Source organism: Limnohabitans sp. Rim8 (assembly GCF_945901735.1).
Classification (GTDB): domain Bacteria; phylum Pseudomonadota; class Gammaproteobacteria; order Burkholderiales; family Burkholderiaceae_C; genus Limnohabitans_A.
This window is the reverse complement of record NZ_CAMDLM010000035.1, coordinates 20,039-33,594: the sequence shown is the minus strand read 5'-3', so window position 1 is coordinate 33,594 and position 13,556 is coordinate 20,039. Positions and strand designations below refer to the sequence as shown.

13 protein-coding genes are annotated in these 13,556 nt (G+C 58.1%); 7 read left to right on the top strand and 6 right to left on the bottom strand.

All coding sequences use genetic code 11. From position 1 onward, the window contains the following. Window positions 1–331, top strand: a 331-nt coding sequence (locus Q0O99_RS14945) for an EamA family transporter (RefSeq protein WP_293752770.1), incomplete at its 5' end; no start/stop codon positions are given. A 214-nt stretch (window positions 332–545) separates the two neighbouring features. Here Q0O99_RS14945 and Q0O99_RS14940 read toward each other — a convergent pair. Continuing rightward, the gene (locus tag Q0O99_RS14940; RefSeq protein ID WP_293752769.1) at window positions 546–2,756 is read right to left on the bottom strand and encodes an OsmC domain/YcaO domain-containing protein; all 2,211 of its coding nucleotides are present in this window, start codon (window positions 2,754–2,756) and stop codon (window positions 546–548) included. 248 nt (window positions 2,757–3,004) lie between these two features. On the opposite strand from Q0O99_RS14940, the gene Q0O99_RS14935 reads away from it, so the two are divergent. Continuing rightward, window positions 3,005–3,301: a type II toxin-antitoxin system RelE/ParE family toxin gene (locus tag Q0O99_RS14935; protein ID WP_293752773.1), complete on the top strand. Its 297-nt coding sequence runs from the start codon at window positions 3,005–3,007 to the stop codon at window positions 3,299–3,301. 6 nt (window positions 3,302–3,307) lie between these two features. Next, entirely contained in the window at window positions 3,308–3,613 is a 306-nt protein-coding gene (locus tag Q0O99_RS14930) for an addiction module antidote protein (protein WP_293752768.1), read from the top strand. Window positions 3,614–3,763: 150 nt separating this feature from the next. On the opposite strand, the gene msrA is transcribed toward Q0O99_RS14930, so the two are convergent. From msrA to Q0O99_RS14915, 3 genes are all read right to left on the bottom strand, one after another. Further along, window positions 3,764–4,450, bottom strand: a complete 687-nt coding sequence (gene msrA / locus Q0O99_RS14925; RefSeq protein WP_293752767.1) for a peptide-methionine (S)-S-oxide reductase MsrA — start codon at window positions 4,448–4,450, stop codon at window positions 3,764–3,766. Between the two features lie 2 nt (window positions 4,451–4,452). Then, window positions 4,453–4,947, bottom strand: a complete 495-nt coding sequence (msrB, locus tag Q0O99_RS14920; RefSeq protein ID WP_293752766.1) for a peptide-methionine (R)-S-oxide reductase MsrB — start codon at window positions 4,945–4,947, stop codon at window positions 4,453–4,455. A 171-nt stretch (window positions 4,948–5,118) separates the two neighbouring features. Further along, window positions 5,119–6,003, bottom strand: coding sequence for a LysR family transcriptional regulator (locus Q0O99_RS14915; RefSeq protein ID WP_293752765.1), 885 nt, complete (start codon window positions 6,001–6,003; stop codon window positions 5,119–5,121). A 74-nt stretch (window positions 6,004–6,077) separates the two neighbouring features. Between Q0O99_RS14915 and Q0O99_RS14910 the strand changes: the two genes are divergently transcribed. The 4 genes from Q0O99_RS14910 (at window position 6,078) to Q0O99_RS14895 (ending at window position 9,920) form a co-directional block, all read left to right on the top strand. Continuing rightward, window positions 6,078–6,965, top strand: coding sequence for a TauD/TfdA family dioxygenase (locus Q0O99_RS14910; RefSeq protein WP_293752764.1), 888 nt, complete (start codon window positions 6,078–6,080; stop codon window positions 6,963–6,965). Window positions 6,966–7,024: 59 nt separating this feature from the next. Then, entirely contained in the window at window positions 7,025–7,969 is a 945-nt protein-coding gene (locus Q0O99_RS14905) for a tripartite tricarboxylate transporter substrate binding protein (RefSeq protein WP_293752763.1), read from the top strand. A gap of 74 nt (window positions 7,970–8,043) precedes the next feature. After that, on the top strand, window positions 8,044–9,129 hold the full coding sequence (locus tag Q0O99_RS14900) for a mandelate racemase/muconate lactonizing enzyme family protein (protein ID WP_293752762.1): 1,086 nt from the start codon (window positions 8,044–8,046) through the stop codon (window positions 9,127–9,129). Beyond that, on the top strand, window positions 9,129–9,920 hold the full coding sequence (locus Q0O99_RS14895; RefSeq protein ID WP_293752761.1) for an SDR family NAD(P)-dependent oxidoreductase: 792 nt from the start codon (window positions 9,129–9,131) through the stop codon (window positions 9,918–9,920). The genes Q0O99_RS14900 and Q0O99_RS14895 overlap by 1 nt, the downstream gene beginning before the upstream one ends. A gap of 109 nt (window positions 9,921–10,029) precedes the next feature. Here Q0O99_RS14895 and Q0O99_RS14890 read toward each other — a convergent pair whose 3' ends face one another. Both Q0O99_RS14890 and Q0O99_RS14885 read right to left on the bottom strand, forming a co-directional pair. Next, complete coding sequence (locus Q0O99_RS14890) at window positions 10,030–12,183, bottom strand: 3-hydroxyacyl-CoA dehydrogenase NAD-binding domain-containing protein (RefSeq protein ID WP_293752772.1); 2,154 nt, start codon at window positions 12,181–12,183, stop codon at window positions 10,030–10,032. 22 nt (window positions 12,184–12,205) lie between these two features. Further along, complete coding sequence (locus tag Q0O99_RS14885) at window positions 12,206–13,411, bottom strand: acetyl-CoA C-acetyltransferase (protein WP_293752760.1); 1,206 nt, start codon at window positions 13,409–13,411, stop codon at window positions 12,206–12,208. Window positions 13,412–13,556: the final 145 nt, after the last annotated feature.

Genomic DNA, 13,556 nt, shown 5'->3' with positions numbered 1-13,556 from the left:
GCTGGGCTATGCCGCGTTCTGGCTGTGGAGCAGCGCCACGAACAACCCACTGCCCATGCCCCTGGGACCGCGCCCCCTCGAATTCATCGGGCTCATGATGGCCATTGCGCTGTTCGCCTCGTGGCTGGGCACCCTGTGCTGGAATGCCGCCAGCCAACGCCTGCCCACCGCCCTGGCCGGACAGCTCATCGTGTTCGAAACCCTGTCAGCCCTGGCCTTTGCCTTTTGGCTGCGCGGCCAATGGCCTGAACCGTTGACGCTGGCAGGCATTGTGCTGCTGGTGGTGGGGGTCATCGGCGGGGTCAGGGTCAAAGCCAAGACTTCCAATTGAACGGGCTTTGAACTGTCGCTTTGCGAGGGGATGGCTGTCGGACCCTAAAGGCCCGACCTACAAGAACACGTCGTACCCTCAAGGCCCGACCTACGGGAGACATGCCGGTATTCGCAGGTCGGTGCCTTCAGGTCCGACATGGCGGTTGTTGTCCATCGCCATTGGAATACCGAGGCAGACACAGGCCTGCGAAGGACGACTGGGATTCACGCCGTCAATTCAAGGCCTGCTTCGCCGCCACCCGCGAGCGCGCCGCGTGCAGTTTTTTGTAGCTGTCCAGAAGCCGCTGGTGCCGATCCAGGGTTTCGAGCTTCAGGCTGGTGGGCGTGAGGCCATGAAAGCGCACGCTGCCGTCCACCGAACCGATGGCAGCCACCATGCGCTCATTGCCAAACATGCGCCTGAAGTTGACGGCGTAATTCGCCAAGTCCAGTTCCTCGTCCAACGTCACCTCCAACACCACATTCAATGCTTGGTAAAACAAGCGGCGCTCCACCGTGTTGTCGTTGTACTGCAGAAAAGCGCTCACCAATTCGTGGGCCTCTTCCAGCTGCTGCAAAGCCAGGTGGATCAAGAGCTTGAGCTCCATCACCGTCAACTGGCCCCACACCGTGTTGTCGTCAAACTCAATGCCAATCAGGGTGGCAATGTCGAGGTAGTCGTCCAACTCGTTGTTCTCCAAGCGGTTCAACAAGGCCTCCAGCGCCTCGTCATCCAATCGGTGCAGGTTGAGCACATCGCCACGGAACAACAGCGCTTTGTTGGTGTTGTCCCAAATCAAGTCGTCCACCGGGTACACCTCGGAGTAACCCGGCACCAGGATGCGGCAGGCGGTGGCGCCCAGTTGGTCGTGCACCGTCACATAGGCTTCTTTGCCCAATGCCTGCAAGATGCCAAACAGCGTGGCGGCCTCTTGCGCGGTGGCGTCCTCGCCCTCCCCGGCAAAGTCCCATTCCACAAATTCGTAATCCGATTGGGCGCTGAAAAACCGCCACGACACCACCCCGCTGGAGTCGATGAAGTGCTCGACAAAGTTGTTGGGCTCGGTCACCGCATTGCTGGTGAAGGTGGGCGCGGGCAGGTCGTTCAGGCCTTCAAAGCTGCGTCCCTGCAGCAGCTCGGTCAGGCTGCGTTCCAGCGCCACGTCCAAACGCGGGTGCGCACCAAAAGAAGCGAACACACCGCCCGTGCGCGGGTTCATCAGGGTCACGCACATCACCGGGTACACACCGCCCAGCGACGCGTCTTTGACCAAGACCGGGAACCCCTGCGCCTCCAAAGCCTCGATGCCCGCCACGATGCCGGGGTACTTCGCCAACACATCCGGTGGCACATCCGGCAAGGACATTTCGCCTTCCAGAATCTCGCGCTTGACGGCCCGCTCAAAAATTTCTGACAGGCACTGCACCTGCGCTTCCACCAGGGTGTTGCCCGCGCTCATGCCGTTGCTCACAAACAGGTTTTCCACCAGGTTGGAGGGGAAGTACACCACCTCACCGTCGGACTGGCGCACATAGGGCAGCGCACAAATGCCGCGCGAGGGGTTGCCCGAGTTGGTGTCGAACAGGTGCGAGGCGCGCAGCTCGCCATCTGGGTTGTAGACGCGCAAGCAGTGTGCATCCAACAAGCCTTTGGGCAGCGCGTCGCGCTTGCCCGGCTGAAACCAGCGCTCTTGCGGATCGTGCACAAAGTCGGCGTTGGCAATGTCTTCGCCAAAAAACACGCCCGCGTAAAAGTGGTTGTTGTTCAGCCGCTCGATGTATTCCCCCAAAGCCGAGGCCAAGGCGCTTTCTTTGGTCGAGCCCTTGCCGTTGGTGAAGCACATGGGCGAATGCGCGTCTCGGATGTGCAGCGACCACACGTTGGGCACCAGGTTGCGCCAAGACGCGATCTCAATCTTGATGCCCAAGTCGGCCAAGACTCGCGTCATGTTGGCGATGGTCTGCTCCAGCGGTAAGTCTTTGCCCGCAATGCGGGTCTGCGTGTGTGCATTGGCCTCAAGCGTCAGCAAGGCCTGCGCGTCGGCGTCCAGGTTGTCCACCGCTTCAACGATGAAGGTCGGACCCGCTTGAATCGCCTTTTTAACCGTGCAACGGTCAATCGACCGCAAGATGCCTTGGCGGTCTTTGTCGGACAGGTCGGCCGGCAACTCCACCTGAATCTTGATGGTCTGCAGGTAGCGGTTGTCGGGGTCAACGATGTTGTTTTGCGACAGGCGGATGTGCTCTGTGGAGATGCTGCGCGTCTCGCAATACAGCTTCACAAAATACGCCGCACACAAAGCCGAAGACGCCAAAAAATAATCGAACGGACCGGGCGCCGAGCCATCCCCTTTGTAACGAATCGGCTGATCGGCCAGCACGGTGAAGTCGTCAAACTTGGCCTCCAGGCGCAGTTTGTCGAGAAAATTGACTTTGATTTCCATGCTGTGGTTCCACGGGAATTGAGGCGCCCCAGCGGTCGACAAAAGGTCGATCAGGGGCTGGGAAGGTGAACGAAGGGGGGTAGTTTGCCTGAGTGATGCACCACAGCGGTGTTCATTGAAGTTCAACCCCATGCCAAAAACAAAAAATATTACTTAATAATCTATTTTCAATTTTGATATGTGGCTAGTCTTCGGCTATTTCCGCCTCCAACAAACTTGGGAAGTGTGAACAACTGATTACAATCATGATGTATACGATCAAACGCATGCCCGAGTTTGATGAGTGGCTGGCCAGCCTGCGGGATGGCATGACACGCATTCGACTGACCCGTCGGCTCGAAAAAGTCCAGCGCGGTTTGCTGGGCGATGTGGCTCCAGTAGGCGAAGGCGTCAGCGAAATGCGCGAGTTCTTTGGCCCCGGCTGGCGCATGTATTTTGTCGAGCGAGACGGCATGCTGATCGTGATGCTGGGCGGTGGCGATAAGTCCACGCAGTCTGACGACATCGCCCGCGCCATTGCATTGAGCAGAACCCTCACGGAGTAATTGAGCATGACCCGAAAAATCAAAGTCGCCGACTTGCCTGACTTCGACATGGCCGAATACCTCAAGACCGATGAGGATGTGGCCAACTACCTGACGCTGGTGCTGGAAGAAAACGACCCCGCCGAGCTGACCCATGCGCTGGGCACCATCGCCCGCGCACGCGGGATGACCGAAGTGGCCCGAGCTTCGGGCCTGACCCGCGAAGCCCTCTACAAAGCCCTGCGCCCCACATCGCATCCGCGCTTTGACACGATTGCCCGAGTCTGCACTGCGCTGGGAGTGAAGCTGGTGGCGCAGCCGATGCAAAATTAAGCCGCTTGCATGTCTCTGCTGCAGCTTTTGACTTTGGAAATCGCTTATCACCCTTTGCGGCAACCCGACCATCTTTCAAAAATGCGCCCGCGGTGGGGAAACTGGTGAGTGTCATTGAACGGCCAAGGCCGAAGACGAAGCGACGGAGCCTCAACCCCAGAGTTTTTTGACCCGCGCATCCCGCCCACAACTCAATCGGTAGTAGTTGTAGCGCAGTTCGTTCTTCTTGTAGTAATCCTGGTGGTAGTCCTCGGCCAGATGAAACGCAGAACTGGGTGCCAGTTCGGTGTGAATGGTGGTGAAGCGACCGCTGCGGATCAGGGCGTCACGGCTGGCCTCGGCGATGGTGCGTTCCGTTTCATTTTGCCAATAGATGCCGCTGCGGTAATGGGCGCCCACATCACAAAATTGTTGGTCTTTGACGGTCGGGTCGATGTGCCGCCAAAAGTAGTCGACCAATTGCGCGTAACTCACTTGGCTGGGGTCGTACAGCACCCTCACCGCCTCGGTGTGGCCCGTGTTGCCGGCACTGACTTGCGCGTAAGTGGGCTTGGGCGTTTTGCCTGCGGTGTAGCCCGAATCAACAGCCACAACACCGGTCAGTTTTTCAAAGTCTGCCTCGATGCACCAGAAACAGCCACCGGCAAACAAGGCATAAGCCATGGGCTTGCCGTTGAGCACGGGTGCAGCTTCCACCTCGGTCGGCCCGGTCTGGGCAGCAGGCGCTTGACCCGCACTGGAGCTCTGGCTGGGCGAGCAAGCGGCCAACAAAAGCGCGACAGCGGTCAGTGCCGTGGCGAACCAGCGCAGGGGCCTCACAACAGGGGGGCTGTTCATGGTCATGTCCTCAAAGCGGGGAGCGTTTGGCCTTCTGGCACAAACGCCAAGGCCACACCGTTGTTGCAAAAGCGCTTGCCCGTGGGCTTGGGCCCGTCATCAAACACATGACCGTGGTGCCCGCCACAGCGCGAACAGTGGTATTCGGTTCGCGGGTAGATGAGCTTGAAATCTGTGGTGGTGCCCAAAGCGCCAGGCAAGGCTTGGAAAAAACTGGGCCAACCCGTGCCGCTCTCGTATTTGTGTGCCGCGCTGAACAAGGGCAAGTTGCAAGCCACACAGACAAAGGTGCCAGGCCGCTTCTCGGCGTTGAGCGGGCTGCTGCCCGGGCGCTCAGTGCCGTGCTCAAACAGCACCTCATACGCACTCGGCGAGACCAACTTGCGCCACTCGGCTTTGGTTTTCTTGAGGGGAAAGTTGGCCGCTGCCGCACTCATGGGCACCGTGGCGCTGGCCAACCAGGCCAAAAAAAGTTGGAATACATTGCGTCGCTTCATGGGAATACCTTGTTGGTGGATGAAATACGGGGCTTCATGACTCGATTCGTGCAGGCATGGCGAAAAGTTAAAGCGTGATCCGCACGGAGGGCTTGATTGTCCTGTTTTTTGCGCCGCAAGCGCTGATGCCTGGATGCTGCGAATGGCCGACCCCATAAAATGCAAACCTATTCATCGCATGGTCATGCACACCTTCATGAAGGCATCCACGGCCGGTGTCGGGGTGCGGGATACCGAAGTCATCAGGCAAATGGTTCGGAATGCCGACAGGCTGTCAATGGGTCGAAAAGTCAGGTGATCCAGGTCAAAACATTCCAGCAAGGTTTTTGACAGCACACCAATGGCCAAGCCTTCGCGGATCAAACCCAACATGGTGCCCACTTGAGCCACCTCGTAGGCAGGCTCCAAGAGAAAGCCCAGTCGTCGGAATTCCGTATCAATGGTTTGCCTGAGATGGCCAGTGGAATTCACCACCACCAAGGGATAGGGCGTCAGATCGGCCCATGAAAGTTGTTGCTTTTCAGTCAAGACATGTCCCTGCGGCAACACCGCACCCAAGGCCTCCTCGAACAGCGCTGTTTGATGAAACTCGCGTCCCTCTGCATAGGCTGGCGTCAAGGCCACATCGACTGTGCCTATGCGCAACATGTCCAGACACTGATCGGAAAGGACATCCACCAATTGCACGTCAATGTCAGGGTGGCGGTGCATGAAAGCGGCAATGGCACGCGGCGCATAACCGGCGGCCAAGGAAGGCACCGCCGCAATCATGAGCTTGCCACGCTCGCCTGAGATGAATTCCCGAATCCGAACCTGTGAATGCTGGATGCTTTCATCGAGCGTTGTGGCCAGCGCATAAAACTCCTGCCCCACCACCGTGAGTTTGACTTTGCGCGTATGACGATCAAACAACTGTGCCCCCAGCAGGCTCTCCAGTTTTTTGATGCTGGAACTGAGCGCGGGCTGCGAGATGTGGCAATCCCTGGCCGCCTGACTGAAACTCAAAGTCCGGGCCAAAGCCAGAAACACCTCCACTTGACGAAAAGTTATATTCATTTTTCCTATAAGTACATCAAAAAAACAAAATTGACTTATAAATATAACTCCCTTACGCTTGATTTCAGTCAAACATGAAGGACGCCAAGATGCAAGCCATGGAAAACGTTGACACCTTGGAGGTGATTGCCTCCCCTAAAGCACTTGGCGCAGACATTGCGGGCATCGACTTGTCAAAGCCCTTGAGTGCGCACCAGCTCGACACCATCCGACTGGCTTGGCAAGAGCACTTGGTTCTTCGGTTCAGAAATCAGGCGCATGTGACCTTTGAGCAACAAATCGCCTTTTCCAAGCATTTTGGTCCTTTGGACAAACGACCCACCGTCAGCCACGGCATGAGCAAGACACATGACGAATTGCCGCCAGAAATTGCCGTGATTTCGAACGTCAAAATTGGCGGTGTTCCGGTCGGTGCACTCGGGGATGGCGAAGCTGTTTGGCATGCGGACATGACCTACAACGAATTCCCGCCCAAAGGCGCGTGCTTGTTCAGCAAAGAAGTGCCCCCATCGGGTGGAGACACCCACTTTGCCAACATGTACATGGCCTACGACAGCTTGTCCGATGAACTCAAGCAGCGCATTCAACATCTGAGTTGTGTCCACGATGCCAGTCGCAACAGTGCCGGTGAGTTGCGACTGGGATTTGCCGACAACACCGACCCCACACAAACGGTAGGTGCCGTTCATCCCCTGGTGACCACTCAACCGCAAACCGGCAAAAAAGCCCTGATGCTGGGGCGTCGCCGCAATGCTTACATCAAAGGCCTCGCACTGCAGGAAAGCGAGGCGTTGTTGGATGCACTGTGGGCTCACGCCACCCAGGATCGTTTCACTTGGACCCAGGTTTGGACTGCTGGCGACGTCATGATGTGGGACAACACTTGTACCTTGCATAAACGGGATGCTTTCGATCCCCATTCACGCAGGCTCATGTATCGCACGCAAATCGCATCTCGCTAGATAACGACCCTTCCGACAACACCCACTGTTCAGACTCTCAACGATTAGGAGACAAACACATGTTTCACCGCACAAGACGTCACATATTGGCGCTGGGCTTGCTGGCGGGTTTGTCCGCCCCCAGCTGGAGCCAGCAGCAGCCCATCATGCGCATCGTGCACGGCTCCGGTGCAGGGGCTCCGCAAGATGTGATGCTGCGCATACTGGCCGATGAAATCAGCAAAGCCACCGGACGCAGCGTGATTGTGGAGCCCAAGCCAGGCGCATCGGGTCAATTGGCCATGTCTTTCTTGAAACAAGCGCCTGCCGATGGCCTTACCATGCTGGCCGATGGGACAGGCATCACCTCCATACTGCAGTTGCCAGGCCGTCTTCATGAATGGACCGATTTCGAACCTCTGTACCGGGTTCAGCTTGACCCCTTTGCCTTGTATGCGCTGCCCCAGAAATTCAAAGACTTCGGTGCCTTTGCCGAAGAAATGCGCGTCAAGAAAGACCATGTTCGGATTGGCGGGTATGCCATCGGTGGTCCGTTTCAGATGGTCATGATGCAATTGAGCCGCAGGGTCGATGGCGATTTCAGCTGGATCCCGTACGACAGCGGCGGCAAAGCCATTGCCGCTGTCATTGGCGAACAGATCGAAGGCGCTGTCAGCAACGTCAGCGTGGCGGGCACCTTTACGCCGCGCACCAAGATTCTGGCCCAGACCGGCGAGGCTCGGTTGGCCCAATTGCCCGATGTGCCCACGCTCAAAGAATTGGGCATTGACATCGTCAAGTACCACTGGCGCGGGATGTTCATCAAGAAAGGCACGCCCGAGGCCTTGATCGAACGCAACTACGCCATGATCAAAGCGGGGGTTGCTTCGGCACGGTTTCAAAAATACCTCAAAGAATCGGGCACGATTGAAGGCACCATCAGCCGTACCGCAATGGCCGACATGCTCACCGAGCAGGCACGCAACGACACACAGCTGCTCAAGCAACTCAAGATGATTCCATGAAAGTTCTTCTTGTCCAGCAAGTCTGTCCTTTGGATTGATCCACCCATTTGGCGTCTTTGATAATGGGGTTGACTTTGTCCAGAATTGAAAAAATCGAGCTGCATGACTTGCGCATGCCTTTCAAAGAGCCCTATCCAAGCGCGATTGCCACACTCACTGCTTTGGAAACCCTGCTTGTGATCGTGACCACAGATGACGGCGCCATCGGCTTTGGCGAAGCAGCCATTGTGGAAGGCTATACCCATGAGACACGACAGGGCGGGTGGGACTTTTGCCAGCATTACGCTAAGAAAGCAATCGGCTTGCATGGTCACGAAGCCATAGCACTTTGGCTTGAACATCGCAGCTTGCATTCACACGCCGTGGCGGCTCTGGTCAGTGCGGTCGAAATGGCAATGTCCCATCCTGTGCTGGGACCGCATACCGAAACAGTCTCCGTGCCCATGCTCGCCCCCGTCAACGCCAAAAGCAAAAGCCAGATCCACGACGAAGTGGATCGACTTTTGGCGGCCGGGTTCAAGACTCTGAAGGTCAAAGTCGGCTTTGATGTGGCGAGCGATTTGGAGCGTCTGGACTGGATACAGGCACACGTCAACGGCCGTGCCTCCCTAAGGCTCGATGGCAACCAAGGCTATCAACTTGCACAAGCTCTTGAATTTGTTCAGTGCATGTCACCACAGTTCATTGAACTCTTTGAGCAACCCTGCAAGGACACAGATTGGGAGGCCGCGGCCCAAGTCGCCCGCATCAGTCCAGTGCCCATGATGTTGGACGAATCCATCTTCGAACCGAAGGACATTGAAAAAGCCGCTCAACTGAAAGCGGCCCAATACATCAAGCTCAAACTCGTGAAATCGGGTGGCATCGATCCACTGATGGCCGATCTGCACAGCATCACCCAGCATGGCATGCAACGGGTGCTTGGCAACGGTGTGGCATCTGAAATTGGTTGCTGGATGGAAGCCTGTGTTGCCCGTTCCACCATCGTCAATGCAGGAGAGTTCAATGGCTTTCTCAAGCCAAGGGACCATATTTTTCAAACGCCCCTGTGCTTCGCTGACGGCTGCATTGTTCTCCCCGCAGGCTACTGGCCTGCACTGGACATGTCTGCGATTCAACATCTCTCTGTTCAGCAAGCACTCATCCATTCAGAGGCCTGATGCATTTGAATCTTCAAAATCGCGTGGCACTGATCACCGGTGGCAGCAAGGGCATTGGTTATGCGATGGCCCATCAATTGGGACAGGCAGGCGCCCGCCTGGTGATTTGCGCACGGCATGAAACGCCCCTGCAAGAGGCCGTCACCTCACTTCAAGCCAAAGGACTGGATGTCCTGAGTGTGGTGGCAGATGTCTCTGTGCCGCAGGATATCGATACGCTGGTGGCCAGTGCCCATGCGCATTTCGGACGCATCGACATGCTCATCAACAATGCTGTCAGCTCTTCTCAGAATGGGTTCGACGCCTTGTCAGACGAAGATTGGCAACACCACATCAATATCAAACTCATGGGCTACATCCGCTGTGCACGCGCTGTTCTACCGCACATGAAATCCCAGAACTGGGGGCGCATTGTCAACATGGCAGGCATCACGGCACGAGATGTCAGCGCCTACCGAATGACCAATGGCGTGGTCAACGCGGGCGTCACAAATTTCACGAAGCATCTGGCCGAACAGGTTGGGGCATTCGGGGTGACCGTCAATGCGATCCATCCAGGCTACACCTGGACGCCCCGGCTTGAATCGGCTCTTGAAAAATGGGCCGCACTGGAAAACATGACCGTCGAACAAGTCACCGCCCTCAGGCTGAAGGAAATTCCCATAGGTCGTTTCATGCAACCTGAAGACATGGCCCGGCTGGCTGTTTTCTTGTGCAGCGATGCGGCCAGCGCGATCACCGGACAAGCGATCGCAGTGGATGGTGGCTCTGGTCGCGCCATACCTTACTGAAGACAACGTCAGCGAAATCAGGTGCACCTGATTTCAGGAAGTCCAAAAAAAACGCAGAAGTTTTGACACCTCTGCGTTGGTTTGGAGCCGCGGGTCGCGCCTCTGTCGTTCAATACACCGGCTGATGCTGCTTCAAACTCGCCATCACTTCCGCCGTCAGCACAAACCCCGCACCATACTTTGCCGCCAGTTCAGCACAACGCTTGGCAAACGCATCCACGCCTTGCCCATAAATGAACTGCAGCGCGCCACCCGTCCAGGCCGGAAAGCCGATGCCGAAGATTGAGCCGATGTTGCCGTCGTGCACCGAGGTCAGCACGCCTTCTTGCAGGCAGCGGGCGGTCTCCACGGCTTGGCGGTACAGCAGGCGGTCTTTGATGTCTTGCTGGTTGTAGCTGACGTCTGGTTTTTCAAAACGGGTTTTCAGTTCAGGCCACAGCACTTTTTTCTGGCCAACGGGGTAGTCGTAAAAACCACCGCCTGCGGCGCGGCCGGGGCGCTGGAGTTCTTTGACCATGCGCTCGACCAACAGCTCACCGGGCGTGGCGGTGTGGGTCTTGCCTTCTTTGGCGAAGTCTTCGCGGGTTTGGTCCAGCACATGCACCGAGAGCGACAGCGCGGTTTCGTCCAGCACCGCCAGCGGGCCGACCGGCATGCCCACTTGCATGGCCAGGTTTTCGATCACCGGGGCGGGGATGCCCTCGCCCAGCATGGCCGCGCCTTCCATCACAAAGGTGCCAAAGGTGCGGCTGGTGTAGAAGCCGCGCGAGTCGTTCACCACAATCGGCAGCTTGCCCAGCGCCTGCACATAGTCGAACGCACGGGCGATGGTCTCGTCGTCGGTCTGCGCGCCGCGAATGATCTCCACCAGCTGCATCTTGTCCACCGGGCTGAAGAAATGGATGCCCACAAACTTCTCGGGCTTGGTGCTGGCGGTGGCCAGGCCGCTGATGGGCAAGGTGGAGGTGTTGCTGGCAAAGAAGCCGCCCTCAGCCAACATGGGCTCAGCCTCTTGCGTGACCTTGGCCTTGAGTTCGCGGTTTTCAAACACGGCTTCGATGATCAGATCGCAGCCTTTCAGGTCAGCGGCGCTGGCCGTGGGCTGGATCAGTGACAACAAAGCCGCTTGTTTGTCCGCCGCCATGCGGCCGTTGTCCACGCGCTTTTGCGTGAGCTTGTGGCTGTAGGCCTTGCCTTTTTCAGCCGCTTCTACGCTCACGTCTTTCAGCACCGAAGCGATGCCCCGGCTGGCTTGTGAATACGCGATGCCCGAGCCCATCATGCCCGCACCCAAAATGCCCACCTTCTGTGGCTTGTAGCGCGGAGCAGCCTTGGGGCGGCTTTGGCCACCCTTGATGCTGTTCATGTTGAAGAAGAAGGTGTTGATCATGTTGCGCGCGACCTGGCTGGTCATCAGGCCCGCGAGGTAACGGCTTTCGATGCGCATGGCGGTGTCAAAGTCCACCATCGCGCCTTCGACCATGGCGGCCAGCGCCGCTTCGGGCGCGGGGTACAGGCCGCGTGTTTTTTGCTTGAGCACGGCCGGGGCCACACTCAGCATGCCCGCGATCTTGGGGTTGCTCGGCGTTCCGCCGGGCATTTTGTAGTCTTTGCGGTCCCACAGGTGCTGGGCGGCTTCGGGCTGGCCTTGGCTTGCCGCGATGTGCGCCAAAGCGCGGGGGCGCAGCTGGTCGTCGCTAGCCACCAGTTCGTGCACCAAGCCCAGCTTTTGCGCTTCTTCGGGGCCAAAGAGTTTGCTCTCCAGCACATAGGGCTGCGCGGCCAGCAGGCCCAGCTGGCGTGTCATCTTGGTGATGCCGCCGCCACCGGGAATCAAGCCCAGCGTGACTTCGGGCAGACCAAACTGCGTTTTGGGGTTGGCCGTGGCGATGCGGTGGTGGCCGATCAAAGCCACCTCCCAGCCACCGCCCAGCGCCGTGCCATTGAGGCAGCTGACCACCGGCACGCCCAGCGTCTCGATGGTGCGGAAAGCTTTCTTGATGCCTTCGATCTCGACAAAGACACGCGGGCCGTCCGAGGCTTGCGAGCGCATCACCCCTTTGAGGTCGGCCCCCGCAAAAAACGTGGACTTGGCCGAGGCCAAAATGATGCCCTGGATGTTGGCTTTGTCTTGCACGACTTGCGCAGCCGCCTGGGCCAAGTCGGCCTGCCATTGCAGGCACATGGTGTTGACCGGCGAGCCCTGCTCGTCAAAGGTGATGGTGGCGATGCCGCCTTCCAGTTCGTAGCGCAGTGTTTTCAAAATCATGCTTTTGTCTCCCCGGTCAAACGCGTTCAACGATGGTGGCGATGCCCATGCCGCCGCCCACACACAAAGTGGCCAAGCCGAAGCGCAACTTGCGGCGGTGCAGCTCGTCGATCAAGGTGCCCAAAATCATCGCGCCCGTGGCCCCCAGCGGGTGGCCCATGGCAATCGCGCCGCCGTTCACATTCACCTTCTCGTGCGGCACACCCATCTCTTGCATGAACTTCATGGGCACAGCGGCAAAGGCTTCGTTCACCTCGAACAAATCGATCTGGTCGATCGTCAGGCCCGCCTTGGCCAGCGCCTTGCGGGCGGCGGGCATGGGGCCTGTGAGCATGATGGTCGGGTCAGCGCCCGACAAGGCCACCGACACAATGCGCGCACGCGGCGTGAGGCCATGGGTTTTGCCCGCAGCTTCCGAGCCGATCAACACCGCCGCTGCGCCGTCCACGATGCCGGACGAGTTGCCCGCGTGGTGCACATGGTGGATGCGCTCGACCTGTGGGTAACGCTGCAAAGCCACGGCGTCAAAACCCATCGCGCCCAGTTGTTCAAACGAGGCTTTCAGGCCGCCCAGTGTTTCTAAGGTGGTCTGGGGTTTGATGAATTCGTCTTGCGCCAGAATGACCTGGCCCAGCTTGTCTTTGACCGGCACGACCGAGCCATCGAAGTAGCCTGCTGCACGCGCGGCCGTGGCGCGTTTTTGCGACTCGACCGCGAAGGCATCGACATCGTGGCGGGTAAAACCGCTCATGGTGGCGATCAAATCGGCCCCAATGCCTTGCGGCACAAACAGCGTGGCGCTGTTGGTCTCGGGGTCTTGCGCCCAAGCGCCGCCGTCCGCGCCAATCGGCACGCGGCTCATGCTTTCCAGGCCCCCGGCCACGACCAAGTCTTCCCAGCCGCTGCGCACTTTCATGGCGGCCATGTTGACCGCTTCCAGCCCTGAGGCGCAAAAGCGGTTGAGCTGCACGCCCGAGCAGCGCCAGTCCCAACCCGCAGCCAACGCCGCCACTTTGGGGATCACCGAGCCCTGTTCGCCAATCGGCGAGACCACGCCCATGACCACGTCGTCCACCGCTGCGGTGTCGAACTGGTTGCGGCTTTGCAGCTCGCGCAGCACGCCCGAGAGCAAGCTGATCGGCTTGACTTCGTGCAAGCTGCCGTCTTTCTTGCCTTTGCCACGCGGTGTGCGTATGGCGTCATAAACAAATGCTTCGCTCATGAATGTCTCCTGGGGGTCATCAAGGGGTTTGCCCGGTATTTTCGGGATGCCACAAAGAGTATAAACTTTATGCCAAGCAAGTGCTTGGCATAAATAAACAGATGAGGTATCCAGTCCGCTGAAATCAACCAGAATTAAGCAGACT

Excerpts from the sequence above, each read along its gene's own strand:
- msrB (WP_293752766.1), bottom strand. The coding sequence starts at position 4,947 with ATGAAGCGACGCAATGTATTCCAACTTTTTTTGGCCTGGTTGGCCAGC.
- Q0O99_RS14895 (WP_293752761.1), top strand. The coding sequence starts at position 9,129 with ATGCATTTGAATCTTCAAAATCGCGTGGCACTGATCACCGGTGGCAGC.
- Q0O99_RS14885 (WP_293752760.1), bottom strand. The coding sequence starts at position 13,411 with ATGAGCGAAGCATTTGTTTATGACGCCATACGCACACCGCGTGGCAAA.
- Q0O99_RS14930 (WP_293752768.1), top strand. The coding sequence starts at position 3,308 with ATGACCCGAAAAATCAAAGTCGCCGACTTGCCTGACTTCGACATGGCC.
- Q0O99_RS14940 (WP_293752769.1), bottom strand. The coding sequence starts at position 2,756 with ATGGAAATCAAAGTCAATTTTCTCGACAAACTGCGCCTGGAGGCCAAG.
- Q0O99_RS14915 (WP_293752765.1), bottom strand. The coding sequence starts at position 6,003 with ATGAATATAACTTTTCGTCAAGTGGAGGTGTTTCTGGCTTTGGCCCGG.
- Q0O99_RS14910 (WP_293752764.1), top strand. The coding sequence starts at position 6,078 with ATGAAGGACGCCAAGATGCAAGCCATGGAAAACGTTGACACCTTGGAG.
- Q0O99_RS14935 (WP_293752773.1), top strand. The coding sequence starts at position 3,005 with ATGTATACGATCAAACGCATGCCCGAGTTTGATGAGTGGCTGGCCAGC.
- Q0O99_RS14905 (WP_293752763.1), top strand. The coding sequence starts at position 7,025 with ATGTTTCACCGCACAAGACGTCACATATTGGCGCTGGGCTTGCTGGCG.
- msrA (WP_293752767.1), bottom strand. The coding sequence starts at position 4,450 with ATGAACAGCCCCCCTGTTGTGAGGCCCCTGCGCTGGTTCGCCACGGCA.